We start from the raw sequence: 25,613 nt of genomic DNA, 5'->3' as shown, positions 1-25,613 counted from the left end.
GTCCAGGAGAACTGAGGTAGTGTCCGCGCTCGTGGTGGAAATTCCGACATTGAAAGGTGTGGCTGAGGCGGTCACCGGATAGGGCGGCTAAGGTGGAGTTGCGAGACTTCAACCTGACCGGAGAACCCGATGACCGAGGACAGACTACCGCTTGCCGAGCTTTTTGCGAAAGCCGGGGACGGCGATTTCCTGAGAACGATAGCCGAGAGCGTGATGCAGCTCCTTATGGAGGTCGACGTTGAAGGCATGATCGGCGCCGGGCGCCACGAACGGACGCAGGAACGGGCGACTTATCGCAATGGCTACCGCGACCGCTCGCTCGACACGCGGCTCGGCTCGTTGCAGCTTCGGATACCCAAGCTTCGGCAGGGCAGCTACTTCCCGCCGTTCCTGGAGCCGAGAAAGCTCTCGGAGAAGGCCTTGGTTGCCGTCATTCAGGAAGCTTGGATCAGCGGCGTTTCCACCCGGCGGGTCGACGATCTGGTACAGGCCATGGGGCTGTCGGGGATCGGCAAGAGCACCGTATCGAAGCTGTGCAAAGACATCGACGAACGCGTCGGCGGCTTCCTCGACCGTCCTCTCACTGGCGACTGGCCCTACCTCTGGCTGGATGCGACCTACCTGAAGCAGCGCGAGGGTGGACGCATCGTTTCGGTCGCCGCCATAATCGCCGTGGCCGTGAACACGGACGGCAAGCGCGAGATCGTCGGCCTTCACATCGGCCCCTCGGAAGCGGAGACGTTTTGGTCGAGCTTCCTCAAGAGCCTCGTGCGCCGCGGCCTGTCCGGCGTGAAGCTCGTGATCTCGGATGCTCACGAAGGGCTGAAAGCCGCCATTCGCCGGGTGTTCAGCGCCTCCTGGCAGCGCTGCCGGGTGCATTGGATGCGCAACGCCCTGTCGTATGTCCCGAAGGCGCAGCAGAGCATGGCGGCGGCCGCGCTGCGCCAAGCCTTCGCCCAGCCCGATCGTGCTAGCGCCAGCCAGGCGCTGCGCCACGTCGCCGACCAGCTTCGGGGAAAGTGTCCAAAGCTCGGGGCCTTCATCGACAACAGCGAGACCGACGTGCTGGCGCACATGGATTTTCCCAGTCAGCACCGGACCCGGATCCATTCGACGAATTCCCTGGAGCGCCTGAACAAGGAGGTGAAGCGGCGTGCCGACGTCGTCGGAATCTTCCCGAACGAGGGATCCATCATCCGGCTCATCGGCGCCGTCCTTCTCGAGGCCAACGACGAATGGCAGATCCAGAACCGCTACATGCAGACCGAACCCATGGCCGACCTCATGGCCATGGGCAACACTGCAAAACCCGAACAGATTTCCACCGAAGTCGCCTGAAACGGAGCCGCTTCAGCTACACTCAATTTCCACCACGTTGACGGACACGACCAGAACTGACCGGGATGGCGGGCTTCCAGCTGATGGTGCAGCGGGCGCGGGGCGTGATCGACGACGATGACGAGGGAGGCACCCGGGGCGAGCCCATCGATCCTCCCGAAGATGGTCGAGTGGCGCTCAAGCGGCGGAAGGGTCCGCACATCGATGACGGAGTTCAGGACGGCAGTCTCGGGCATGGCAGCTCTCATCTGGCCGCAGGACGTCAATTCCCGACGGGGCGCGGCCGAAATCGGGGCCGGGAAGATTCGACCCTAGGGCAGAGCGGCGCCTGCCAATTTGTGAAAGCGCAAACAAATGTCCGAACGCGTTCCAAGGGGGTCGTCCATGACTTATCGCAAAGAGCCGGGCAGAAGCGCGGTCTAGGGTGACGTCTTCCAACGCAACAGAGATCTGGATTCTCAATGAAAACGGCCATCCTGGAAAAATACGGCGAAGCCCGGCTTCCGCGCTACACCAGCTATCCGACCGCGCCGCGCTTCTCGGCCGAGACGGATGCCTCGACCTATGCCGGATGGCTGCGCGCGGCGCCTGCCGACGCCGGTGCCTCGCTCTACCTGCACATCCCCTTCTGCCGCTCGATGTGCTGGTATTGCGGCTGTCACACCCTGATCAGCCAGCAGGACCAGCCGATCCTCGATTATCTCGACGTCTTGCGGGCCGAGATTCGCCTCGTCTCTGCCACCGCCGGCAAGGAGCTTGCCATCGACCACGTGCATTTCGGCGGCGGCACGCCGACGATCATGCAGCCACAGGAATTCATCGGCCTGATGGGGCTTCTGCGCGAGCACTTCGCCTTCTCCGGCCGTTCCGAGATCGCGGTCGAAATCGACCCTCGCACGCTGTCGGCGGAGATGGCCGCAGCGCTCGGCGACAGCGGCGTGCAGCGGGCCAGCCTCGGCGTCCAGAGCTTCGATCCCGTCGTGCAGAAGGCGATCAACCGGATGCAGAGCGTCGAGCAGACGGCAGACGCCGTCGCCAACCTGCGCGCCGCCGGCACGCAGAGCATCAATTTCGACCTGATCTACGGCCTTCCGCACCAGTCCGTCGCCTCCTGCATCGACACCGCGGAGCAGGCGATCGCGCTGAAGCCCGATCGTCTTGCCGTGTTCGGCTACGCCCACATCCCCTCGTTCAAGAAGCACCAGCGGATGATCGACGAGGCGACGCTGGCCGACAGCCGCGGGCGCGACGAGCAGGCCGAGGCGATTGCCGCGACGCTGCTGGCCGCCGGCTACCGCCGCATCGGCCTCGACCACTATGCGCTGGCCGACGACGACATGGTCCGGGCGCTCGAGGACGGTTCGCTTCGTCGCAATTTTCAGGGCTATACGACGGATGACTGCGAGACCCTGATCGGGCTCGGCGCCTCGGCCATCGGCCGCACGCGCGAAGGCTATGTGCAGAACGAGGTAGCGCCGGGCGGTTACGCCAGACGGATCGGCTCGGGCAGTCTCGCGACCGTCAAGGGCTACAGGCTGACCGACGAGGACAGGCTGCGCGCGGCGGTCATCGAACGGCTGATGTGCGATTTCGCCGTCGACGTCTCCGCCCTCTGTCGGCGCCACGGGTTCGACCCCGAACTGCTGCTGGCCGGCAATGTGGGGCTCTCGATGCTGGAGGACGACGGCGTCATCGACATCGACGGCGGCGTCATCCGCGTGCGCCAGGAGCAGCGCTTCGTCATCCGGGCGGTCGCCGCATGTTTCGACGCCTATCTCGACCAGTCCGGACGCACGCACAGTCGGGCGGCATAGCCGGGGGCGCGCGAGCGCTGGCTTTTCCAGCCACGCTGCAGCCTTGCCGACCCCGACGCGCCCGTCCCCGAAAGGCCGGTCGACGGCGAAGGGAAGGCGAACCGCGGGGATTCTCGTCAGGGCGTCGGATCCTGACTTCGTACAAACGCCTGGATGAACCGATGGGCATGTTTCTTCTGGCGCTTGGCGTCTTCCTGCTGCTGCACAGCGTGCCGGCCTTGCCCGGTATCCGTGCCGAACTGGTCACCCGTCTCGGCCGCAAGACCTATCTTGCTGGCTATTCGCTCGCGTCGGTGGGGGCGCTGGCCTGGATGTTCCAGGCCGCGCTGACGATGGAGTTCGTGGCGCTATGGGAGCCCTCCGCCTGGCAGGGCTGGGTCACCCTGGTGACGGCGCCCGTCGGCCTGTTCCTGGTCCTGGCGGGGCTGTTCAGCATCAACCCGCTGTCGATCACGGTGCGCTCGGGCGAGGGGGCCCTGGGCGCGATCACGGCCCTGACGCGCCATCCGGTGCTCTGGGGCTTCTGGCTGTGGGCGGTCGGCCATATGGTGCCGAACGGCGACCTGCGCGCCTTCGTTCTGTTCGGCAGCCTTGCCCTGTTTGCCGCGGGCGGCATCGCGATGACAGAAAGGCGCAGCCGCAAGCGGCTCGGGCGCGACTGGGCAAGGCTGGCGGCGGGGACTTCAATCGTGCTCTTTGCCGCCCTCGCTTCGGGCCGCGCCCGGCTGGGGGTCGACCGGGTGATGGTTGCCGCCGCCGTCTCGACGGCGCTTTCGACGCTGTGGCTGCTGTCGGGCGGCCATCTGCTGCTGTTCGGCGCCGATCCGCTGCTCCTCGCCCTGCCGCACTAAAGCGGGACGGCTTTTCTTCGAATCGCGGTCCCGCTTTCGTTCTTTGTTTCCGCATGATCTCTTTCCGAAGGCCGGAAGCCACCTTTCGGGATCATGCTCTAGGAGCGCCGCACCGGTCGCGCGCCGAAGTGCCGGTCAGGCGTGCGGAGAGGCGCGCAACACCTGCAGACAGGCGATCAGCTCGCCGGCGAAGGCCTGAGCCCGCAGGCGCGGCTCTTCCTGCTTCTCGCGCTCGGCCAGATCGAGATAGCAGTCGAGGAGGAACTCGCTGAGCGATATCGGGTGCCCGGATACCGCCTCTGGAAGGTTTTCGAGAAGCGGCGTGGCGATGAATGCAAGGGCCGTCATCCGATCGGCACGCGCTCCCGCCGCGGTCGCCAGCCCGTGAGATCTTCCCGGAGAGTCAGCCTGAGGCCCGGCCGCCCTCTGCATGAGATGCTCGGCCAGCTGGGCCTCGAGCGCCGGCAGATCGCCTTTCGTCGCTCGAGACGCGGATCGGCGTTCCGCATGAAAAGCCAATCGTCGTTCCCGGCGCAGCGTGGCGACATGCCCCAATTCTTCCTTCGCCATCCGTTCCGCCGAAACGCGGATCTCGGGCGTCGGCGCGTGCGCGGCGATGTAGGACCAGAAGACGAAGGCCCGTTCCTCGTTGCGGACGGCCATGGAGAAGGCCCGGTAGGCACTCAGGCGTTCGGGCGCGACGACGCCGGCTCCCTCGTCGTCGAAGGACGCTTCGGGCACCAGAACGGGCACGGTGACCATCTCGCCCCCGCTCGCGGAACGCCAGCGGTCGACATTGTCCAGATGGCCCTGTTCTTCCGCCACCAGGGAGTCGAACACGGCCGCAAGGTCCGGGCGGTTTTCCGCCCGCATCCGCACGGCCAGTGCCAGATATCCGTCGACCGCGTCCTGTTCCATGGCTGCCGCGAGCGCGATCAACTCCGGCATCGATTTCACCAGCCAGGGCTCCATCGTCGTCTTCGGCATGGGGGCTCCTGAATTTTGAGCGGCGCGATGGCGATGAGAGGCCGGGCCGCTGATGGACATCGTCACACACAAACGCTCGGCTCTTTGTTCTACATCAAAGAGATATCGGGATTGGCTCTGTACCTGTCCGCCAGATCGCAACGATCTGCCGAACAGACGGAACTTGATGCCCGGAAACCTGATGCCCAGTAACCTGCATTTCCAGAGACTTCGCAGGCTCCTGTCCTTTCTGGCGGTCGTCTGGATTGCCGTATCGATGGCATCCCCGGCCTTCGCCGCCGGGCAATTGACCGAGTATCTGGAGAAGGTCAGCCCGGGCGAGTTGTTCGAGGGCGCCGACCGTTTCGGCGGGCCTGAGGGTGAGCCGCCGATGGCGCCGGTCTACCGGGGCAGCGATCTGGTCGGCCATGCCTACCTCAATTCCGACGTCACCAGCTCCGTCGGCTATTCCGGCAAGCCCATCCACATCATCGTCGGCATCGACGCCGAGGGCGTGGTTCGCGGCTTCAAGCTGATCGACCACAAGGAGCCGATCGTCCTGATCGGCATCCCGCAGGCCAGGGTCGTCGCCGCGCTGAATTCGATCATCGACAGGAACATGGCGCGCGTCGCGACGGGCGCCGAGCGGCCCCCGCAGGTCGACATCGTCAGCGGCGCCACCGTGACCGTGCTGGTCATGGGCGACAGCATCATCCGCTCGGCGGTCAAGCTGATCCGCACGAACCGGCTGACGGCCGGGGCCGACGCTCCCGTTGCCGTGGCCGCCGACGTCAAGACGGTCGACCTGTCGAAGACCGACATCCAGGACTGGGAAACGCTGATCGGCGACGGCTCGGTCCGCAGCCTGCGGATGACCGTGGGCGAGGTATCGGAGGGATTCCGGCAGGCCAACCATCCCGAAGCCGCCGACAGGCCGGAAACGCCGCAGGCCGACGATCGCTTCATCGATCTCTACATCGCCCCCGTCAGCGTCCCGGCCATCGGCCGGAGCCTCCTTGGCGAGGCGGGCTACGAACGGCTGGTCAGCCGCCTCAAGCCCGGTCAGGCAGCCGTGGTCGTCGCGGGCGAGGGGGCCTATTCGTTCAAGGGGTCGGGCTATGTCCGCGGCGGCATCTTCGACCGCATCGAGCTTCTGCAGGACGGCCAGGGCCTGCGCTTTCGCGACCGCAATCACACGCGGCTGCCGACGCTGGCGGCCAAAGGCGCGCCGCGGCTTCGCGACATCGCCCTCTTCACCGTGCCGGCCGAATTCGCCTTCGATGTTGCCGAGCCCTTCGAGCTGCAATTGCTGGTTCAACGCAGCGTCGATACGCACGACAAGGCGGTCATCCCCTATACGCTCGGCTACAGCCTGCCTCCTGCCTATGTGACGGTCCAAAAGGCCCCGGTCGCAGCCCTTGCGCCGATCCCCGATGCCGCGCCGGCCGTGGAAGCGCCGGCCGCGGAAGCGGCGTCCGCGGCATCGCCGTCGGCCGCGCTGGTGCCGATGGAAGACCAGGCGCTCTGGATCAGCATCTGGCAGATGAACCGGGTGTCGATCGCCATCACCGTCGCCGCGCTGCTCGTTCTCACCGCGATCTTCTTCTTCCAGGATTGGCTGGTCAAACGGCCCGTCATGTTCGGCTGGATCCGCCGCGGCTACCTGCTTTTCACGCTGGTCTGGCTCGGCTGGTACGCCAACGCCCAGCTCTCGGTCGTCAACGTCCTGACCTTCGTCAACTCGCTCATCACCGGTTTCAACTGGGAGTTCTTCCTGGCCGCGCCGCTGATCTTCATTCTCTGGGCAGCGGTCGCCGCAGGCCTGCTGTTCTGGGGCCGCGGCCCGTTCTGCGGCTGGCTGTGCCCCTTCGGCGCCCTGCAGGAGCTGACCAACAACGTCGCGCAGTGGCTGAAGGTGCCGCAGATCCGCCTGCCCTGGGGGCTGCACGAGCGCCTGTGGCCGATCAAATACGTGATCTTCCTCGGCCTGTTCGGCCTGTCCTTCTACTCGGTAGCGCTGGCCGAGGTGTTTTCGGAGGTCGAGCCGTTCAAGACCGCGATCGTGCTCAAATTCGCGCGCGAATGGCCCTTCGTGCTGTTCGCGCTGACGCTGCTGACCGCGGGCCTCTTCGTCGAGCGCTTCTATTGCCGCTATCTCTGCCCGCTCGGCGCGGCGCTCGCCATTCCCGGCCGCATCCGCATGTTCGAATGGCTGAAGCGCTATCCCGAATGCGGCACGCCCTGCCAGCGCTGCGCCAAGGAATGCCCGGTGCAGTCGATCCATCCCGAGGGGCAGATCAACGTCAACGAGTGCATCTACTGCATGCACTGCCAGGAACTCTACCACGACGATCACCGCTGTCCGCACATGATCCAGGTGCGTCTGAAGCGCGAGAAATTCACGGCCCTGTCCACGCCCGTCCCCGCACGGGCCGCAGCGCCGAAAACCCTCATCACCCACAACGGTGCGCCCCTCAAATCCGCTGAATTGGCGGCGGGCGACCCGGCGGTATTGCGACCTACCAAGGAGAGAGACCATGTCTGAAGAAAACCAGAGCCGCCTGAACAGACGCCAGATGCTGGGGTCCACGGCGTTCGTGGCAGCCGCCGGTGCCGCGACGGTCGGGGGCGTCCTGAGCCTGCCCGGCGGCGCGGTCACGACGGCGCGGGCGGCCACCGGCGCTGCCAACTACGAGGTCAAGCCCGGCGAGCTCGACGAGTACTACACGTTCTTTTCGAGCGGCCAGAGCGGCGAAGTCCGCATCGTCGGCGTGCCGTCGATGCGCGAGCTGATGCGCATTCCGGTGTTCAACCGCTGCAGCGCGACCGGCTGGGGGCAGACCAACGAGAGCCGCAAGATCATGACCGAGGGTCTCCTGCCGGAGACCATCGAATTCCTCGCCGACAAGGGCGGCGTCTACAGCAATGGCGATCTGCACCACCCGCATCTGTCGTTCACCGACGGCACCTATGACGGCCGCTACCTCTATGCCAACGACAAGGCCAATACCCGCGTCTGCCGCATCCGCCTCGACGTGATGAAATGCGACAAGATCACCGAACTGCCGAACCAGCACACCGTCCACGGCCTGCGCGTCCAGAAGTATCCCCGGACCGGCTATGTCTTCGCCAATGGCGAGGACGGCGTTCCCCTGCCCAATGACGGCAAGATCCTCGACGATCCCAAGCAGTACCACGCGATCTTCACTGCCCTCGACGGCGACACGATGAAGGTCGCCTGGCAGGTCATCGTCGACGGCAACCTCGACAATGTCGATGCCGACTACCAGGGCAAGTATGCCTTCGCCACCTGCTACAATTCGGAAGGCGGCGTGAACCTCGCCGAGATGATGGCGAGCGAGCAGGATTGGATGGTGATCTTTGATCTGAAGCGGATCGAGGAAGGGGTGAAGAACGGCGACTTCCAGACCATGGGCGGCGTGCCCGTGCTCGACGGCCGCAAGGGCTCGAAATACACGCGCTACGTCCCGGTCTCCAACAGCCCGCACGGCTGCAACACGGCCCCCGACGGCATCCATGTCGTCGTTGCCGGCAAGCTGTCCCCGACCGTCACCGTGTTCGACGTGCGCAAGTTCGACGACCTCTTCGCCGACAAGATCCAGCCCCGCGACACCATCGTCGCCGAGCCGGAAATCGGCCTCGGGCCGCTGCACACTGCCTATGACGGTCGCGGCAACGCCTACACGACGCTGTTCATCGACAGCCAGATCTGCAAGTGGAACATCGACGACGCCGTCCGGGCCTTCGCGGGCGAGAAGGTCGATCCGATCCGCCAGAAGATCGACGTCCACTACCAGCCGGGCCACAACCACACCTCCATGGGCCAGACCAAGGAGGCCGATGGCAAATGGCTGATCTCGCTGAACAAGTTCTCCAAGGACCGCTATCTCAACGTCGGTCCGCTGAAGCCGGAGAGCGATCAGCTCATCGATATCTCCGGCGACCAGATGGTGCTGGTGCACGACAACCCGACCTTCGCCGAACCGCATGACGCGACCATCGTGCACGCCTCGAAGATCAATCCGGTCAACGTGTGGAGCCGCGACGACGCGTTCTTCGCCGATGCGGTCGAGCAGGCCAAGAAGGACAACATCGATCTCATGGTGGATTCGGAAGTGATCCGCGAGGGCAACAAGGTGCGCGTCTACATGACGTCGGCAGCACCCGCCTTCGGTCTGGATAGCTTCACGGTCAAGCAGGGCGAGGAGGTGACGGTCTACGTCACCAATATCGACGAGGTCGAAGACCTCACCCACGGCTTTGCCATCGTCAACTACGGCATCAACATGGAAGTGGCGCCGCAGGCCACGGCCTCCGTCACCTTCAAGGCGACCAAGGCCGGCGTGTATTGGTATTACTGCTCGTGGTTCTGCCATGCCATGCACATGGAAATGAAGGGCCGCATGCTCGTCGAGCCGCAGTCCGCATGATCCACCTGCGTCTTGCAGCCCTCATGCTTGGAATGGCCGCCCTCGGGGCGGCCATTCCGGTCCCGTCCCGGGCTGCCGACCGCAGTGTCACCGCGGCCGAGGGCGGCCTGCTGCAGGCCCTCCTCGACGCCGCTTCGCCCGGCGACACCATCACCCTGGATGCCGAGACCTACGCTGCGCCGATCACGATCGACACGGCGGTAAAGCTCACGGGCAAGCCGGGCGCCGCCATCGTCGGGAACGGCCGTGGCAGCGTGGTCACGATCAATGCTCCGGGCGCCGCGGTGAGCCATCTGGCCATTTCCGGCTCGGGTTCGGACCTCGCCACGCTGGATTCCGGCGTGCTGGTCAACAAGACCGCCACCGGCGCGGTGGTCGAGCAGAACGTCATCACCGGCAATCTCTTCGGCATCTATCTGCACGGCGCGGTCGATTCCCTGGCCCGCGCCAACCGCATCACCGGGCTGAGGGATGGCCACCGGAGCGCTGCGGGCAACGGCGTCACTGTCTGGAATGCGCCGGGCGCGAAGGTGCTCGACAACGACATCCGCTTCGGGCGCGACGGCATCGCGACCATGGCCAGCAAGCGCAACGTGTTCCGCGGCAACCGCTTCCGCGACCTGCGCTTCGGCATACACTACATGTACACCAACGACAGCGAGGTCGCCGACAACGTCTCGATCGGCAACGCCGTCGGTTTCGCCATCATGTTTTCCAATCGGTTGACGATCACCGGAAACCGTTCGGATGGCGACCGCGATCACGGCCTGCTGCTGAACTCCGCCAACGGCTCGACCATCACCGGCAACAGCGTGATCGGTCTGATGCAGCCCGTCGATCGCTGGCTGACGACCGCCGCCCGCGATCCCGATATGCCGAAAGCCGACGACGGTGCGGCGATCCCCGGCGATGCCGGCGGGCTGCGTCTCGGTCCGGAGAAATGCGTCTTCATCTACAACGCCAACAAGAACCGCTTTTCCCGGAACCGGTTCGAGAACTGCGCCATCGGCATCCACTTCACCGCGGGATCGGAAGGCAACGCCATGGCCGGCAACGCTTTCATCGACAACCGCAACCAGGTCAAATATGTCGGGACGCGCAACATGGACTGGTCGGCGGACGGTCGCGGCAATTACTGGAGCGACAATCCCGCCTTCGACCTGAACGGCGATGGCGTCGCAGACAGCCCCTACCGCCCGAACGATCTGATGGACCGGGTGCTCTGGACCTCGCCGCAGGCCAAGGTCCTGACCAGCAGCCCGGCGGTCCAGGTCATTCGCTGGGCGCAGGCGCAGTTTCCGGCTCTCCTGCCGGGCGGCGTCGTCGACAGTCACCCGCTGATGGCGCCCCCCCGCCCGAGCGAGGCAAAGCCATGACGGCGACCGTCAGCATCATCGGCGCCAGCAAGCGCTACGGCAGGATCGAGGCCGTCAAGGACGTCTCCCTCACCCTCGACGAAGGCGAAGTGGTTGCCCTCGTCGGCCATAACGGCGCGGGCAAGACCACGCTGATCAAGCTGATGCTGGGCCTGATCCGCCCGAGCGAAGGCCGTGTCCGCGTTCTCGGCGAGGATCCGGCAACCGGCGATTTCGCCGTGCGCCAGCGGCTCGGCTACCTGCCGGAGAGCGTGTCGTTCCACATGGCGCTGACGGGGCGCGAGACGCTGGCCTTCTACGCCCGGCTGAAACGGGTGGAGATCGCCGGTGGGGCCGATCTGTTCGAGCGGGTCGGACTGGCCGCGGAAGCCGCGGATCGGCCGGTGCGAACCTATTCCAAGGGCATGCGCCAGCGCCTCGGCCTCGCCCAGGCGCTGCTGGGTCACCCGCGGGTGCTGCTGCTCGACGAGCCGACCAGCGGCCTCGATCCGGCCCTGCGCCGGCATTTCTACGACCTGATCACCGAGCTGCGCGCCGGCGGAACCACCGTGCTTCTGTCCTCGCATGCTCTCACCGAGCTGGAGGACCGTACCGACCGCGTCGTCATCGTCACCGGCGGGCGCAAGATCGCCGACGGCACGCTCGCCGATCTGCGCGGCATCGCCAACCTGCCGACCCGCGTCAGCGTGCGTCTGGCCAAAGAGGGCACGGCGCCGAGCTGGAGTGAGACCGGCACACGATGGAGGCTGGCCCCCGACGGCACGATGGAGGCCGAGGTGGCGGCGAACTGCAAGATCGCCCTGCTGCACGCGATCACCGCCGATCCCTCGGCGCTGACCAGCCTCGTCGTCATCGAGCCGACGCTGGACGATCTCTACGCCCACTTTCTAACCCTGCAGCAGGCACGGTCATGAACAACATCTGGATCATGGCCCGCAAGGAAATCCAGGAGGGCCTGCGCAACCGCTGGGTGCTGGCGACGACCCTGCTTCTGGCGGCTCTGGCGCTGACGCTGTCCTTTCTCGGCAGCGCGCCGACCGGAAATGTCGGCGTCGCCCCGCTGGATATCGTCATCGTCAGCCTGTCCAGTCTCACCATCTTCCTGGTGCCGCTGATCGCGCTCCTGCTCTCGCACGACGCCATCGTCGGCGAGCTGGAGCGCGGCACCATGCTCCTGCTGCTGAGCTATCCGCTCGGCCGCCGCCAGGTCATCTTCGGAAAATTCCTCGGCCATCTGATCATCCTGTCCTTCGCCACCCTGTTCGGCTACGGCGCGGCGGCTCTGGCCCTGGCTTTGACCGGAACCGCCATCGGCGGCGCCAGTCTCGTCGCCTTCGCCGCCATGATCGCCTCCTCGGTGCTGCTGGGCGCCGTGTTCATCGCCATCGGCTATCTCGTCAGCACCATCGCGGCCGAGCGCAGCACCGCCGGCGGCATCGCCATCGGCATCTGGCTGTTCTTCGTGCTGATCTACGACATGGCCTTGCTGGGGGCGCTCGTCGCGGCACAGGGCCAGGCCCTGCCGGCCGGACTTCTGGACCTTTTGCTGGTCGTCAATCCGACGGATGCCTACCGGCTTCTCAATTTGGGATCCGGAGGCGCCAGCGCGCTTTCCGGCATGGGAGGTCTCGCCGGCAACACCGCACTCAGCCCGCCGGTCCTTTTGGCGGCACTGGCCGTCTGGGTCGTCGCGCCGCTCGCGCTGGCCACCGCGATTTTCTCGAGGAGAGAGCTATGAGCCACACTGGACTGGCCGCCCTTCTGGTTGCCGCCTTGCTGATGACGGGCTGCCAGGGAGAAGAACAGACGAGCATGCCCGCGCCCTATGCGCTGACGGCGGAAGCCATGGGCCGCTATTGTGGCATGGACGTTCTGGAACATTCAGGCCCCAAGGGTCAGGTCATTCTCGACAAGAGCCCGGAGCCGATCTGGTTTTCCTCGGCCCGCGACACCATCGCCTTCACCATGCTGCCGGAAGAGCCCAAGAACATCGCCGCGATCTACGTCTCGGACATGGGCAAGGCGCCGAGCTGGGAGAAGCCCGGGCCGGAGAACTTCATCGATGCCCGCACCGCCTTCTACGTCATCGGCAGCGCGCTGCGCGGCGGCATGGGCGTGCAGGAAGCCGTGCCGTTTTCCAGCAAGGACGACGCCGCGGCCTTCGCGGCCAAGAACAGTGGGCAGGTCGTCGGATTTGGCGAGATGCCCGAGAGCTACATTCTGGGCAGCGACGCCGTGCCGATGGACCACGGCGCGGACCGCGATCCGGCCAATCATGACATGAAAGGCCCGGACCATGGCTGAGCGCATCGATCGTCGCCGGGCGATCTGCATCATGGCAGCCGCTGCCGGGCTTCCCCTCCTTGGTCTTGCCGGAAAGGCGCATGCCAGTGAGGCGCCCGTCGTCTGGACCGGGCAGGCTCTCGGCGCGCCCGCCACGCTCATCCTCAATCTCGAAGACAGGACCAAGCCAGAGCGGCTGATCCGGCAGGTGGTCGCCGAGATTGCCCGACTGGAGGACGTCTTCAGCCTCTACCGCAGCCATTCGGCGCTGAGCGTCCTGAACCGCGACGGCGCGATCGCCGCGCCGCCGGCCGATCTCGTCGCCCTGCTGGGAGCCAGCCGGATCTTCTTCGAGGCCAGCGGCGGCCTGTTCGATCCGACGATCCAGCCGCTCTTCTCCCTCTACGCCCGGCATTTCTCCGCGCCCGCCGCCGATCCCGCCGGACCCTTGGCACCGGCACTGGAGAGCGTGCTGGCGCAAGTCGGATTTGACGGCGTCCTCGTCGACGCCGACCGCATCGCCTTTGCCCGGCCGGGCATGGCGCTGACCCTGAACGGCATCGCGCAGGGCTATGTCACCGACCGGATCGTCGATCTCTTGCGAAGCGAAGGCATCACCAGTTGCCTCGTCAACATGGGTGAGAATCGTGCCATCGGCGCGAGGCTCGACGGCAGCGGCTGGCGGATCGGGCTGGCATCCACCGAGATGGCGACGTCGCCTGATAGGGTTGTGACGATCAGGGACAGGGCCGTCGCGACATCGAGCGCCGCCGGCTTCCATTTCGATGCCGGCCAGCGTTTTGGCCACATTCTCGACCCCCGGCATGGCGCCATGCCGGAGCGGTTCGCCCGGATGACCGTGGTGGCCGACGACGCGATGACCGCCGACGCCCTGTCGACGGCCTTCAGTCTGATGTCCGAGGACGAGATCGGCAGGCAGGTGGAGCGGTGGCCGGACATCAGCGTCGATCTCGTTGCCCTCACCGGCGCGTCCGTCCGCTACGGTCGGCGCCTCTGAGCCGAACTGCCGGCGGCAGTTGGGAAACCCCGGCACCAGCCACCTTCCTTTGAGACGGTCGGCCTTGATGCATCTTCCTCCGGGAGGAATGTCCGGGCGGGTCGGGAACGGGGCCGCCTGGCCCGCGCCGCGTCTGTATCCGATTTGATGTTCGCGCCAGTTGCGACAGACGCCAGGAAAGGGAGAAAGAGACATGATCGTCGATGACATGTCGCGTTGTCAGGCGGTGGAGACGGCCCGGGCGAACATTCCAGGAATGCTCCAGCCGAATGCGACGAGAGGTCTCGGGTTTGACCCCGATGACCGATCTTGGCCGCCGGCGTGTTCGACGACCCTGCAGCGCTGAGGCCAGCATTTTTCTGGCCGTCGGGAATTTCAGATCGCCGACAAGATGAAGATAATCGCTCGTCGCTGATCTGCATCATCTCTCACCGCAAGGCCATGGCGTATCAGAGGCACCAGCGTCGTTGTGCTGAACCGAACGGAAGCCTCGATGAAAATGTTGGATATCGCCCAATTGGGCCGTTCGCCGCCTTTTGTCCGCCTCGACCAGCGGCAACTGCAAGCGACTTTGGATCTGTCCGAGGTCAGACGCTTGCGCGGCGGCGCTGTCGTCTTCGACGAAGGGCAACCGGTCCGGCGTTTCCATCTCCTTCTGTCCGGCAGCATCCGCTTTGTCAGGCTGACGGCCGACGGCAGCCAGATCATCGTCCTGCACATTCCCGCGGGCCAGATGTTCGGTATCGGGACGGCTCTCGGGCAGATTACCCATCAGGTCACGGCCGTCGCGGCGGACGATTCCGTTGTCCTGTCCTGGCCCAACGCTCTCTGGCCGACCTTCTCCGGCACCTATCTCGGATTTGCGGCCGAAGCGTTTCGCACTTTCGGGGGTAGTGTCCGCGCTCGTGGTGGAAATTCCGACATTGAAAGGTGTGGCTGAGGCGGTCACCGGATAGGGCGGCTAAGGTGGAGTTGCGAGACTTCAACCTGACCGGAGAACCCGATGACCGAGGACAGACTACCGCTTGCCGAGCTTTTTGCGAAAGCCGGGGACGGCGATTTCCTGAGAACGATAGCCGAGAGCGTGATGCAGCTCCTTATGGAGGTCGACGTTGAAGGCATGATCGGCGCCGGGCGCCACGAACGGACGCAGGAACGGGCGACTTATCGCAATGGCTACCGCGACCGCTCGCTCGACACGCGGCTCGGCTCGTTGCAGCTTCGGATACCCAAGCTTCGGCAGGGCAGCTACTTCCCGCCGTTCCTGGAGCCGAGAAAGCTCTCGGAGAAGGCCTTGGTTGCCGTCATTCAGGAAGCTTGGATCAGCGGCGTTTCCACCCGGCGGGTCGACGATCTGGTACAGGCCATGGGGCTGTCGGGGATCGGCAAGAGCACCGTATCGAAGCTGTGCAAAGACATCGACGAACGCGTCGGCGGCTTCCTCGACCGTCCTCTCACTGGCGACTGGCCCTACCTCTGGCTGGATGCGACCTACCTGAAGCAGCGCGAGGGTGGACGCATCGTTTCGGTCGCCGCCATAATCGCCGTGGCCGTGAACACGGACGGCAAGCGCGAGATCGTCGGCCTTCACATCGGCCCCTCGGAAGCGGAGACGTTTTGGTCGAGCTTCCTCAAGAGCCTCGTGCGCCGCGGCCTGTCCGGCGTGAAGCTCGTGATCTCGGATGCTCACGAAGGGCTGAAAGCCGCCATTCGCCGGGTGTTCAGCGCCTCCTGGCAGCGCTGCCGGGTGCATTGGATGCGCAACGCCCTGTCGTATGTCCCGAAGGCGCAGCAGAGCATGGCGGCGGCCGCGCTGCGCCAAGCCTTCGCCCAGCCCGATCGTGCTAGCGCCAGCCAGGCGCTGCGCCACGTCGCCGACCAGCTTCGGGGAAAGTGTCCAAAGCTCGGGGCCTTCATCGACAACAGCGAGACCGACGTGCTGGCGCACATGGATTTTCCCAGTCAGCACCGGACCCGGATCCATTCGACGAATTCCCTGGAGCGCCTGAACAAGGAGGTGAAGCGGCGTGCCGACGTCGTCGGAATCTTCCCGAACGAGGGATCCATCATCCGGCTCATCGGCGCCGTCCTTCTCGAGGCCAACGACGAATGGCAGATCCAGAACCGCTACATGCAGACCGAACCCATGGCCGACCTCATGGCCATGGGCAACACTGCAAAACCCGAACAGATTTCCACCGAAGTCGCCTGAAACGGAGCCGCTTCAGCTACACTCAATTTCCACCACGTTGACGGACACGACCCTTTCGGGAACCGGGCCGACGAGATGAGCGACCGGCTCGTCGAGTTGTCCACCAAGCTGGTCGAACAACGCATCGCCTGCGCCCTGGTGCGCATGATCGGCCAATCGGGACGTGCGGTTGCCGGGGGCGTCGAGATCGGCTTTCCGATCACCCGGCAGAACGTTGCCGACATGACCGGAACCACGCTCCACACCGTCAGCCGATTGCTGAGTGACTGGGAAAAGCGCGGGCTGGTGGAAAGCCGGCGCTGCCGCATCGTGGTGACGGACGCCGACCGCCTGTCCGTGATGGGCGGGGTGGCTGCCAGCATCGGCGTCCCGCAACCAGACCGGTGGGATGGACATCGTGGAAAGCCCTACTTCGACGTCGTCGCCGCGCGCGATCTTATGACGACACCTGCTCTACCCCGCCCTCATCCGTCCCAGCCACGACCCGCGATATAGGCGTCTCGCCCAACGTGCGAGCGGATGGGCAGCGACGGAGGCCGGAGGATACGGCTTTCCGCCCGTTGGACACCATTCAGCGTGGCACGCGCTTCGATGGGGGGCGGGGCTCCGATGAAGGCGGGTGCGCCGCCCGTCCCAAGGCCGACATCCCGCCAGGAGCTCGGTCACATTGGGTCGCGTCTTTGCGTTTCAACAAAGTCCGCCCCGGAGGCGCCGCCTAGGGTGATTTGATCCGCAACAATCGCCTGGACCGTCTTAATGTCAGAAATACTTACGAAGTCGCGGGCCAGGAACATATTCTACGGCGGTTCGATCTTCTTCATCGTCGTGTTCATCGGCATGACCATTCATTCCCACCAATATGTCGTGAATGTCTCGACAGCAGGCATGCCTCTGTCGAAGGAGGTCGTCCTCGGCAAGCATGTCTGGGAACGCAATAGCTGCATCAACTGTCACACGCTGCATGGCGAAGGCGCCTATTTCGCGCCGGAGCTTGGCAATGTGATGACCCGGTGGGGCGTAAACGACGATCCGGAGGCTGCCTACGAGGTGCTGACCGGCTGGATGGAAGCGCAACCCAGCGGCATCGAAGGTCGCCGCCAGATGCCGCAGTTCAATCTTACTCCCGAAGAATTACGCGGTCTCGCCGAGTTCCTGCGCTGGGCCGATCAGACGGATACCCAGGGCTGGCCGCCGACGAACGCCGGATAGAGAAGACCATGAAATATCAATCACAAAAAGTAGCCTACGCCTATTTCCTGGTGGCGATGGGACTCTTCGGCATCCAGGTCGCCGGCGGTTTGCTGGCAGGCTGGATCTACATTTCGCCCAATACCTTGTCCGAGGTCTTGCCGTTCAACATCATTCGCATGATCCACACCAACGCGCTGATCGTCTGGCTTCTGCTGGGCTTCTTCGGTGCGGCGTATTTCCTGGTGCCCGAGGAATCGGAGCGGGAAATCTGGTCGGTGAAGCTGGCCTATCTCCAGTTGATCATTCTCGTCGTCGGCACGCTCGGGGCGGTGATCGGCTACCTCGTCGGCATCCACGGCGGACGTGAATTCCTGGAGCAGCCGCTCTGGGTCAAGGGCGGCATTCTCGTCGCGGCGGTGATCTTCCTCATCAACATCTCGATGACGGTACTCGCGGGACGGAAGACCGCCATCACGGGCGTGCTGTTGACCGGCCTTTGGCTGCTGTCGCTGCTGTGGATCTTCGCCTTCATCAACCCCGACAATCTCAGCCTGGACAAGATGTACTGGTGGTTCGTCGTCCATCTGTGGGTCGAGGGCACCTGGGAGCTGGTGATGGCCGCGATCCTGGCCTTCCTGATGCTGAAGCTGACCGGCGTCGACCGGGAAGTCGTCGAGAAGTGGCTCTACGTCATCGTCGCGACGGCACTGTTTTCCGGCATTCTGGGCACCGGCCACCACTTCTACTGGATCGGCCTGCCGAGCTACTGGCAGTGGACAGGCTCGATCTTCTCCGCTTTCGAGGTCGTGCCGTTCTTTGCGATGATGTCCTTCGCCTTCATCATGGTCTGGAAGGGAAGGCGCAACCATCCCAACAAGGCGGCGCTCCTGTGGGCGCTCGGCTCGGCGACGGTGGCCTTCTTCGGGGCTGGCGTCTGGGGCTTCCTGCACACCTTCCACGGGGTGAACTTCTACACCCACGGCACCCAGATCACGGCGGCCCACGGCCATCTGTCGTTCTACGGCGCCTATGTGGCGATGAATCTCGCGATCATCACCTATGCGATGCCGCTGCTGCGGGGCCGTGCGCCCTACAACCAGGTGCTGAACATGGTCTCGTTCTGGCTGATGACCGGCGGCATGGCGTTCATGACCTTCGTCCTGACCTTCGCCGGCACGATCCAGACCCACATGCAGCGGATCGTCGGGGACAGCTACATGGACGTGCAGGATCAGCTCAGCCTGTTCTACGTCATGCGGTTCGGGGCGGGCATCGCCGTGGTTCTCGGCGCCGTGCTGTTCATCTACAGCCAGGTCGTGGTGCGCCGCGAGATCATCGCGCCCAACACCGCACCGCTCGTCGGGGACACCCCATGAGCGCGCTGTCCCTGGAAGCGCAAAACGCGCTTCCTTACTACCGACCCGTCGCGCATGAATGCGCGCTGTTCGAGACCGCCCATGCCAAAGGTCTGCCCCTTCTCCTGAAGGGGCCGACCGGCTGCGGCAAGACGCGCTTCGTGGAGCATATGGCGGCCCGTCTCGGCCGTCCCCTGTACACCGTCGCCTGCCATGACGACCTGTCCGCCGCCGATCTGATCGGGCGCTACCTGTTGCGCGGCGGGGCGACTGAATGGATCGACGGCCCCTTGACCCGCGCCGTGCGGGAAGGGGCCATCTGCTACCTCGACGAGGTCATCGAGGCCCGCAAGGACGTCACGGTCGTTCTGCATCCTCTGACGGACAACCGCCGCACCCTGATGATCGACCGCACCGGCGAGGAACTCGTCGCGCCGCCGGGCTTCATGCTGGTGGCGAGTTACAATCCGGGCTACCAGAACATCCTCAAGCGGCTGAAGCCGTCGACCCGGCAGCGCTTTCTGTCGATCAGTTTCGGCTTTCCCGATGCCGCGACCGAGACCGCGGTCGTGGCCCGCGAAAGCGGGCTCGATACGGCGCGGGTGGCGCCGCTGGTGCGCCTCGCCGGGCATATCCGTCTTCTCTCCGGCATGGATCTGGAGGAGGGAGTGTCGACCCGCCTCCTGATCTACGCCGCCACCCTGATCGCCGCGGGAATGCCCATCGAGCGTGCGCTGCAGGCGGCCGTCGTCGAGCCGCTGACGGACGAGCCCGAGGTGGCGCAGGCGCTGCGCGACATGATCGCCAGCGTCTACGGATAGATCCATGGCCCTCCACCCGATGGATCTGATGGATCCCGAGGAGACCGTCGGCAATCTGTGGCACGGCGTCGCCTTGCGCCTTGCTCCCACGACCGACCATGCGGCGAGCGTCGTGACGCTCGATTCCATGCGGCCGAGCGTCGCCTTGCTGTTTCGTGCGCTCGGCGGCGCGCCGGGGACGGAGATCGCGGCCAGCCCCGCCACGGCTTCGCGCCATCGGCGCGGCGTCGGGGCGCAGCTCGCCGACTCGCGGATCCTTGAGCATGTCGGCAGTTTCGATGGCGCGACGCTGCGCCTGCCGCCGGCCATGGCTGCATTCCCGACCGTGACGATGAACCGCGCGGCCTATCTCTGGCTGGCGGCACTTGCCGCCTGCGCCAAGCCGGCTCCCAGGCATGAGGACCTGCTGGCCGCCGACTTTGCTCATCTGGCCGCGATGGAAGAAGCATCCGCTCGCGCCTTGGCGCTCTGTCCCGGTCTGCGGGAATCTCACGCGGCAATGTGCGCCCATCTGTTGACGGTCTGGGGCGGTCTGGCAGGGTCTGCATCGGAACGTGCCGTGGCGAGCCGTGCCAGGGCGAGTTTGGCGGGCGGGCCGCCGCCGTCGACCGTGCCGATCTGCCTGCCGGCTCCGCGCGGCTACGCCCCGCTGCTGCCGCTGCCGATCTGGCTGCGCCTCGACGGCCCGAGCCGCGGGGACGGTGCCAGTCCCGCCGAGGATGCGATCAGCGCCCCGCCGGGTCTGTCGACCGCCACGCGCAAGCAGGGCGAGCGCAAGGACAACGAGCAGGCCAACCGCACCGACAGCTTCATCATGCACCGGTTTGAATCGATCCTGTCCTGGGTCGAGAGCATGGGCCTCAACCGCGCGACAGACGACGACGACCTCGAAAATGCTCAAAAGGCTGCCGAGGACCAGGACAACATCACGCTGAGCAAGCACCACAAGCGTGCCGCCACCCGGCTGCGCCTGCATCTGGATCTGGCGCCGCAGGACGCCGAGCATGAACGTCTGTCGGCCCGCTTCACCTATCCCGAATGGAATCACCGCTCACGCGCCTACATGCCGGACCACTGCGTCGTGCTGGAGGCCGATGCCAAGCCCGGCGCCGAATTCACGCCCGATCCCCGTCTGATGGCGCGCGTCCGTCGCCAGTTCGAGACGCTGCATCCCAGACGCGTCCTCCTGCCCCGGCAGGTGGACGGCCCGGAACTGGATCTCGACGCCTTGATCGAGGCGCAGGTCTCGCTTCGCGTGACGGGCCAGGGCAGCGACCGCATCTACCGCGACCTGCGCCATGTCGAGCGCGACCTGTCGGTGGCGATCCTGATGGACTGTTCACGGTCCACCGAATCGGTGGTCGGCCTTCGCAGCATCATCGACACCATGCGCGAGGCGATGGCCGCGCTGGCGGGCGGCATCGACGCTGCGGGCGACCGGCTGGGGATCTGGGGCTTCTCGTCGCTGAAGCGCGATCGGGTCTTCCTGACCCGCTGCAAGGGCTTTGACGGGCGTATGACACCCGACGTCACCGCGCGCATCGGTGGTCTCCAGCCTGGCCACTATACGCGCCTCGGGACAGCCATCCGGCATGTCTCGGCCCAACTGGCGAAGGAGACATCGGCGCGCAAGCTGTTGCTGGTGCTGACGGATGGAAAGCCCAACGACCTCGATCACTACGAGGGCATCCACGGCATCGAAGACAGCCACATGGCCGTTCGCGAAGCCCGCCGTTCGGGTCGTGTCCGTCAACGTGGTGGAAATTGAGTGTAGCTGAAGCGGCTCCGTTTCAGGCGACTTCGGTGGAAATCTGTTCGGGTTTTGCAGTGTTGCCCATGGCCATGAGGTCGGCCATGGGTTCGGTCTGCATGTAGCGGTTCTGGATCTGCCATTCGTCGTTGGCCTCGAGAAGGACGGCGCCGATGAGCCGGATGATGGATCCCTCGTTCGGGAAGATTCCGACGACGTCGGCACGCCGCTTCACCTCCTTGTTCAGGCGCTCCAGGGAATTCGTCGAATGGATCCGGGTCCGGTGCTGACTGGGAAAATCCATGTGCGCCAGCACGTCGGTCTCGCTGTTGTCGATGAAGGCCCCGAGCTTTGGACACTTTCCCCGAAGCTGGTCGGCGACGTGGCGCAGCGCCTGGCTGGCGCTAGCACGATCGGGCTGGGCGAAGGCTTGGCGCAGCGCGGCCGCCGCCATGCTCTGCTGCGCCTTCGGGACATACGACAGGGCGTTGCGCATCCAATGCACCCGGCAGCGCTGCCAGGAGGCGCTGAACACCCGGCGAATGGCGGCTTTCAGCCCTTCGTGAGCATCCGAGATCACGAGCTTCACGCCGGACAGGCCGCGGCGCACGAGGCTCTTGAGGAAGCTCGACCAAAACGTCTCCGCTTCCGAGGGGCCGATGTGAAGGCCGACGATCTCGCGCTTGCCGTCCGTGTTCACGGCCACGGCGATTATGGCGGCGACCGAAACGATGCGTCCACCCTCGCGCTGCTTCAGGTAGGTCGCATCCAGCCAGAGGTAGGGCCAGTCGCCAGTGAGAGGACGGTCGAGGAAGCCGCCGACGCGTTCGTCGATGTCTTTGCACAGCTTCGATACGGTGCTCTTGCCGATCCCCGACAGCCCCATGGCCTGTACCAGATCGTCGACCCGCCGGGTGGAAACGCCGCTGATCCAAGCTTCCTGAATGACGGCAACCAAGGCCTTCTCCGAGAGCTTTCTCGGCTCCAGGAACGGCGGGAAGTAGCTGCCCTGCCGAAGCTTGGGTATCCGAAGCTGCAACGAGCCGAGCCGCGTGTCGAGCGAGCGGTCGCGGTAGCCATTGCGATAAGTCGCCCGTTCCTGCGTCCGTTCGTGGCGCCCGGCGCCGATCATGCCTTCAACGTCGACCTCCATAAGGAGCTGCATCACGCTCTCGGCTATCGTTCTCAGGAAATCGCCGTCCCCGGCTTTCGCAAAAAGCTCGGCAAGCGGTAGTCTGTCCTCGGTCATCGGGTTCTCCGGTCAGGTTGAAGTCTCGCAACTCCACCTTAGCCGCCCTATCCGGTGACCGCCTCAGCCACACCTTTCAATGTCGGAATTTCCACCACGAGCGCGGACACTACCGCCGTTCGGGTCTCGTCGTCCACGGCGTGATCGTCGATGCCGACGGGCAGGACTGGTTCGCCCGCATCTTCGGGCGTGGCGGTTTCACGCTGCTGCCCGACCCTGCACGGCTGGGCCGCGCTCTACCCGATATCTACCGTTCGCTGACACAGGAGACCTGACATGCGCCTTCCCCTCTGCCTCCTTTTTCTGTTCACACCAGCCGTCGCCGTGGCGGAAGCCTTCCAGCGCCCGATCCCCCAGCCACAGACAGCTGAGGCCGAACTCTCCTACTTGGTCGCCTCGATCCTGATGCTCGCCTCACTGGCCGCGGTGCAATGGCTCGTCAGCCGCCGATGACGTTAAGGCGCTTGACCCTGATCCTTTATCCGTTCGGGGCCGGGGCGATGGCCGTCAATCTGTTCTTCGCTTCACTGATCGGATCCTGGGTCGGCTGGCCGGTGCTCACGCCGGTACAGTCCGTGCTGGGCGGTGCGGTTCTGGGTGTCCCCGCGACATGGGCTTTTGCTTGCCATATCAAGAAGCTTATGGCTGCAGCCGACAGATCGGTATGACCACGTAGCCGATGCCGAAGATCGCGGCGCCCGGCAGAAGGCGGGGATCGAGGTCGCGCTACGTCCTGATCTCGAAGTAGGGCGCCAACTCAGTCAATCGACGTCTCCCGGGGGGCGGCGTGATCCAAGGCTTCCACCGCGGGGGGGCTTTCATTCCTGGGTGGGCAGAACAGCCCTTGCAGGGTCGAGAAAAGCGCGACGATGCGCGGGTCGGCGATCCGGTAGTAGAGGGTCTGGCTCTCGCGGCGGTAGGCGACGATTCCCTGCTCCTTCAGGACGGTCAGATGCTGCGACAGAGCCGATTGCGAAAGGCCGACGGCTTCTGCCAGCGAACCGACACTGGCCTCCCCAAGGTCGAGGAGCTTGCACAGAAGCATGAGCCGGCGTTCGTTCGCGACCGCCTTCAGGACGGCCGCCACTTCGGCCGCTTTTGCCTCGAAATCCTGTATCTCACCCATTATGCGCCGCCCATTTAATATGAGATATATCTCATATAGCTATTTCTAATGTTCAAGAGGCGTAATCTCCGGCTCGACCCCTGCCGCTTGCGGGGGTGAGATAGCCCCGATGCGCCAAGCCGCAGGACTGGCGAAACGGTCCGCCGGCGTGCGCCGTCTGCGATCATGACGCGGGAGCGCTTTGACGCCACGGTGAGCAGCAAGGTGCCCGGGGGCCTCGTGCGGGGGAGCCGAACCTGTCGGACCGGTCGTCGTAAAGCGGGATGCCGATCGGAAGGATGTGCGCGGCCGGCCGCGTCGGCAGGACACCGACGCGGCAGGGCCAGGCCATCATGGCGTCGCTGCCATTGATCCCGGCCTGGATGGAAGGCAGCGGTTCAAGGAGAGATCAGGGATTATCTCGGCGCCGAACGATCGGCCAAAACCCTCTCGATCTCCAACACCGCCCGTGCGACGCCGTCCTCGCGTCTCAGCAGTTGGCCGATGCTGCCTGCTCGGCGCGCGTATTCTGGTTGCGCAGCCACGGTTTCAAGCCTGACCGCCAGGCTTTCCGCGGACAGCAAACGAAACGGCAACGGTTCGGGTGCGGCGCCCAAGGCCTGCAGCCGGCGGGCCCAGAAAGGTTGGTCGCCGAACTTCGGGCAAACGACGCTCGCCTTGCCGGCGCAAAGGCTCGCGGCGACGGTGCCCGATCCCCCGTGATGAACCACGGCCGCCACGCGCGGAAACAGCCACTCATGCGGCGCCTCCTCGATGCACAAGATCGCATCCGACACGGCGCATGCCTCGAGCCCGCCTCCGCCCGTCGAGATGATGCCTCGCTGACCGGTGCGTTCGAGCGCCGCGCAGACCATTCTGGTGACGTGGGCGGGGTCGATGGAGGGGATGCTTCCGAAGCCGACATAGACCGGGGCGAGCCCGGCTTCGAGGAACTCCGCGAGATCCGCCGGTGGCGTCCAATCCGCCCCCTCGCCAAGCGTCCAGAAGCCGCAGATGATCGCCTCGTCGCCGAAGTCTGCCGGACGGGGCACGACGTGCTCGCTGTAGGCGTGGAGCTGAACGATCCGTGCGGTGCATCTGCCCGGCCGAAGGCCGAGCGAATTCCTGAAGCGACGGACCGCCTTCGCGAAGAGGACTTCCGGAGCGGAAGCGGCGACCCGGTGGCTGAAGCGGTTCAACGGGCCGAGATTCTCGAAAGGAGCGACGGGCGTCGGGAATGCGGAGGTCGGCGTCAGCGCCGGCAGGGGGAGGGCCTCGAAACCCGGGATCCCGAAAGCCTCGGCGATATGCCTTCCGCCGAGGGCCTTGGGATGAAACACGATGGCGTCGGCGCCCGCCGCAGCCCCGCGCTGCGCCTCGAGGAGATCCGGCAACGTGTCGGAGAAAGAGCGGAAGAGGCGCGCCTTCGGCAGGAAAGCAAGCCTTCCCGACACTGCCTCCTTTCCGTCGGGGGTTCGCAGAAGGGAGGTGATATCCGAGAGCAGGGGCACATGATGGATCCCGTGCCCGGTGATCCAGTTCCCATACTCCTTGGAAGCGGCGAGGGAGACCTCGTGGCCGGCGTTCCGCAGACCGATCGCCAACGCCAGGAAAGGCTGGACGTCCCCGCGCGTGCCGAGGGTCTGGAGCGATATTTTCATTTTAGGTCCTGTGCCTCCTCAAACTCTCCTGAGGATCGTGAAGACGCATGGTTCGAGTATCTGCGACGCGATGCGGTTCGATCCAGCATTTGTCTGGTGCGATTGGGTTCGCGCCAGCGCTCGAGGATGAATTTGTCGCGCCCCAGGACGCCAGGACAGCGGAGGGGCGCGG

24 protein-coding genes and 2 pseudogenes are annotated in these 25,613 nt (G+C 65.2%); 20 read left to right on the top strand and 6 right to left on the bottom strand.

All coding sequences use genetic code 11. From position 1 onward, the window contains the following. Nucleotides 1–129 precede the first annotated feature (129 nt). Nucleotides 130–1,338: an IS256 family transposase gene (locus tag Sa4125_RS14735; protein WP_223998301.1), complete on the top strand. Its 1,209-nt coding sequence runs from the start codon at nucleotides 130–132 to the stop codon at nucleotides 1,336–1,338. Nucleotides 1,339–1,388: 50 nt separating this feature from the next. Here Sa4125_RS14735 and Sa4125_RS24325 read toward each other — a convergent pair. Next, a pseudogene (locus tag Sa4125_RS24325) lies at nucleotides 1,389–1,574 on the bottom strand (DUF2249 domain-containing protein); the annotation flags it as partial. A gap of 225 nt (nucleotides 1,575–1,799) precedes the next feature. Between Sa4125_RS24325 and hemN the strand changes: the two are divergent. Next, nucleotides 1,800–3,152: an oxygen-independent coproporphyrinogen III oxidase gene (gene hemN, locus Sa4125_RS14725; protein WP_223998933.1), complete on the top strand. Its 1,353-nt coding sequence runs from the start codon at nucleotides 1,800–1,802 to the stop codon at nucleotides 3,150–3,152. Nucleotides 3,153–3,313: 161 nt separating this feature from the next. Beyond that, on the top strand, nucleotides 3,314–4,003 hold the full coding sequence (locus Sa4125_RS14720; RefSeq protein WP_223998931.1) for an NnrU family protein: 690 nt from the start codon (nucleotides 3,314–3,316) through the stop codon (nucleotides 4,001–4,003). Between the two features lie 135 nt (nucleotides 4,004–4,138). On the opposite strand, the gene Sa4125_RS14715 is transcribed toward Sa4125_RS14720, so the two are convergent. After that, the gene (locus Sa4125_RS14715; protein ID WP_223998930.1) at nucleotides 4,139–4,990 is read right to left on the bottom strand and encodes a ferritin family protein; all 852 of its coding nucleotides are present in this window, start codon (nucleotides 4,988–4,990) and stop codon (nucleotides 4,139–4,141) included. 181 nt (nucleotides 4,991–5,171) lie between these two features. Here Sa4125_RS14715 and Sa4125_RS14710 point away from each other — a divergent pair, with 181 nt between their 5' ends. The 14 genes from Sa4125_RS14710 to Sa4125_RS14645 all read left to right on the top strand — a co-directional run bounded on the left by Sa4125_RS14710 (nucleotide 5,172) and on the right by Sa4125_RS14645 (nucleotide 21,444). Further along, complete coding sequence (locus Sa4125_RS14710; protein WP_223998928.1) at nucleotides 5,172–7,514, top strand: NosR/NirI family protein; 2,343 nt, start codon at nucleotides 5,172–5,174, stop codon at nucleotides 7,512–7,514. Continuing rightward, a complete protein-coding gene (gene nosZ, locus Sa4125_RS14705) occupies nucleotides 7,507–9,420 on the top strand; it encodes a TAT-dependent nitrous-oxide reductase (RefSeq protein WP_223998926.1) in 1,914 nt (637 codons plus the stop codon). The genes Sa4125_RS14710 and nosZ overlap by 8 nt, the downstream gene beginning before the upstream one ends. Beyond that, nucleotides 9,417–10,796, top strand: a complete 1,380-nt coding sequence (locus Sa4125_RS14700; RefSeq protein WP_223998922.1) for a nitrous oxide reductase family maturation protein NosD — start codon at nucleotides 9,417–9,419, stop codon at nucleotides 10,794–10,796. The genes nosZ and Sa4125_RS14700 overlap by 4 nt, the downstream gene beginning before the upstream one ends. Continuing rightward, nucleotides 10,793–11,710, top strand: a complete 918-nt coding sequence (locus tag Sa4125_RS14695) for an ABC transporter ATP-binding protein (protein WP_223998920.1) — start codon at nucleotides 10,793–10,795, stop codon at nucleotides 11,708–11,710. The genes Sa4125_RS14700 and Sa4125_RS14695 overlap by 4 nt, the downstream gene beginning before the upstream one ends. Continuing rightward, nucleotides 11,707–12,534, top strand: coding sequence for an ABC transporter permease subunit (locus tag Sa4125_RS14690; protein WP_223998918.1), 828 nt, complete (start codon nucleotides 11,707–11,709; stop codon nucleotides 12,532–12,534). The genes Sa4125_RS14695 and Sa4125_RS14690 overlap by 4 nt, the downstream gene beginning before the upstream one ends. After that, a complete protein-coding gene (locus Sa4125_RS14685) occupies nucleotides 12,531–13,100 on the top strand; it encodes a nitrous oxide reductase accessory protein NosL (protein WP_223998916.1) in 570 nt (189 codons plus the stop codon). Before Sa4125_RS14690 ends, Sa4125_RS14685 begins: the two co-directional genes overlap by 4 nt. After that, nucleotides 13,093–14,097 (top strand): FAD:protein FMN transferase, encoded by a 1,005-nt coding sequence (locus tag Sa4125_RS14680; RefSeq protein ID WP_223998912.1) that lies wholly within the window; start codon nucleotides 13,093–13,095, stop codon nucleotides 14,095–14,097. Before Sa4125_RS14685 ends, Sa4125_RS14680 begins: the two co-directional genes overlap by 8 nt. A gap of 493 nt (nucleotides 14,098–14,590) precedes the next feature. Further along, nucleotides 14,591–15,037, top strand: a complete 447-nt coding sequence (locus Sa4125_RS14675) for a Crp/Fnr family transcriptional regulator (protein WP_223998906.1) — start codon at nucleotides 14,591–14,593, stop codon at nucleotides 15,035–15,037. A gap of 63 nt (nucleotides 15,038–15,100) precedes the next feature. Next, nucleotides 15,101–16,309, top strand: coding sequence for an IS256 family transposase (locus Sa4125_RS14670; RefSeq protein ID WP_223998301.1), 1,209 nt, complete (start codon nucleotides 15,101–15,103; stop codon nucleotides 16,307–16,309). Between the two features lie 75 nt (nucleotides 16,310–16,384). Continuing rightward, on the top strand, nucleotides 16,385–16,804 hold the full coding sequence (locus Sa4125_RS24320) for a Crp/Fnr family transcriptional regulator (RefSeq protein ID WP_345944278.1): 420 nt from the start codon (nucleotides 16,385–16,387) through the stop codon (nucleotides 16,802–16,804). Nucleotides 16,805–17,065: 261 nt separating this feature from the next. Further along, nucleotides 17,066–17,518 carry a cytochrome c gene (locus tag Sa4125_RS14660; RefSeq protein WP_223998905.1) on the top strand — a complete coding sequence of 151 codons (453 nt, stop codon included), beginning with the start codon at nucleotides 17,066–17,068 and terminating at the stop codon, nucleotides 17,516–17,518. Between the two features lie 8 nt (nucleotides 17,519–17,526). After that, nucleotides 17,527–18,876, top strand: coding sequence for a cbb3-type cytochrome c oxidase subunit I (locus tag Sa4125_RS14655; RefSeq protein ID WP_223998904.1), 1,350 nt, complete (start codon nucleotides 17,527–17,529; stop codon nucleotides 18,874–18,876). After that, nucleotides 18,873–19,676, top strand: a complete 804-nt coding sequence (locus Sa4125_RS14650) for a CbbQ/NirQ/NorQ/GpvN family protein (protein ID WP_223998903.1) — start codon at nucleotides 18,873–18,875, stop codon at nucleotides 19,674–19,676. Before Sa4125_RS14655 ends, Sa4125_RS14650 begins: the two co-directional genes overlap by 4 nt. A 4-nt stretch (nucleotides 19,677–19,680) precedes the next feature. Beyond that, nucleotides 19,681–21,444, top strand: coding sequence for a VWA domain-containing protein (locus Sa4125_RS14645; protein WP_223998902.1), 1,764 nt, complete (start codon nucleotides 19,681–19,683; stop codon nucleotides 21,442–21,444). A 22-nt stretch (nucleotides 21,445–21,466) separates the two neighbouring features. Here the strand turns inward: Sa4125_RS14645 and Sa4125_RS14640 are convergent, their stop codons facing one another. After that, nucleotides 21,467–22,675 (bottom strand): IS256 family transposase, encoded by a 1,209-nt coding sequence (locus Sa4125_RS14640; RefSeq protein WP_223998301.1) that lies wholly within the window; start codon nucleotides 22,673–22,675, stop codon nucleotides 21,467–21,469. A 17-nt stretch (nucleotides 22,676–22,692) separates the two neighbouring features. Between Sa4125_RS14640 and Sa4125_RS14635 the strand changes: the two genes are divergently transcribed. Genes Sa4125_RS14635 through Sa4125_RS14625 form a run of 3 tightly spaced genes read left to right on the top strand, consistent with a single transcriptional unit; the run spans nucleotide 22,693 to nucleotide 23,343 of the window. Beyond that, nucleotides 22,693–22,950 (top strand): hypothetical protein, encoded by a 258-nt coding sequence (locus Sa4125_RS14635; RefSeq protein WP_223998900.1) that lies wholly within the window; start codon nucleotides 22,693–22,695, stop codon nucleotides 22,948–22,950. Between the two features lies 1 nt (nucleotide 22,951). Beyond that, nucleotides 22,952–23,128 (top strand): hypothetical protein, encoded by a 177-nt coding sequence (locus tag Sa4125_RS14630; RefSeq protein ID WP_223998899.1) that lies wholly within the window; start codon nucleotides 22,952–22,954, stop codon nucleotides 23,126–23,128. Nucleotides 23,129–23,139: 11 nt separating this feature from the next. Next, nucleotides 23,140–23,343, top strand: a complete 204-nt coding sequence (locus Sa4125_RS14625) for an NnrT protein (protein ID WP_223998898.1) — start codon at nucleotides 23,140–23,142, stop codon at nucleotides 23,341–23,343. Nucleotides 23,344–23,432: 89 nt separating this feature from the next. Here the strand turns inward: Sa4125_RS14625 and Sa4125_RS14620 are convergent, their stop codons facing one another. The 3 genes and pseudogenes from Sa4125_RS14620 to Sa4125_RS14610 form a co-directional block, all read right to left on the bottom strand. Further along, nucleotides 23,433–23,801: a metalloregulator ArsR/SmtB family transcription factor gene (locus Sa4125_RS14620; RefSeq protein WP_223998897.1), complete on the bottom strand. Its 369-nt coding sequence runs from the start codon at nucleotides 23,799–23,801 to the stop codon at nucleotides 23,433–23,435. 395 nt (nucleotides 23,802–24,196) lie between these two features. Then, a complete protein-coding gene (locus tag Sa4125_RS14615) occupies nucleotides 24,197–24,979 on the bottom strand; it encodes a glycosyltransferase (protein ID WP_224007835.1) in 783 nt (260 codons plus the stop codon). 72 nt (nucleotides 24,980–25,051) lie between these two features. Beyond that, nucleotides 25,052–25,441 (bottom strand): annotated as a pseudogene (locus Sa4125_RS14610) (glycosyltransferase); the annotation flags it as partial. Nucleotides 25,442–25,613 lie beyond the last annotated feature (172 nt).

It is taken from the genome of Aureimonas sp. SA4125 (assembly GCF_019973775.1).
Classification (GTDB): domain Bacteria; phylum Pseudomonadota; class Alphaproteobacteria; order Rhizobiales; family Rhizobiaceae; genus Plantimonas.
Note: the sequence above shows the minus strand (reverse complement) of the source record. Positions and strands in the feature narration are given on the sequence as shown.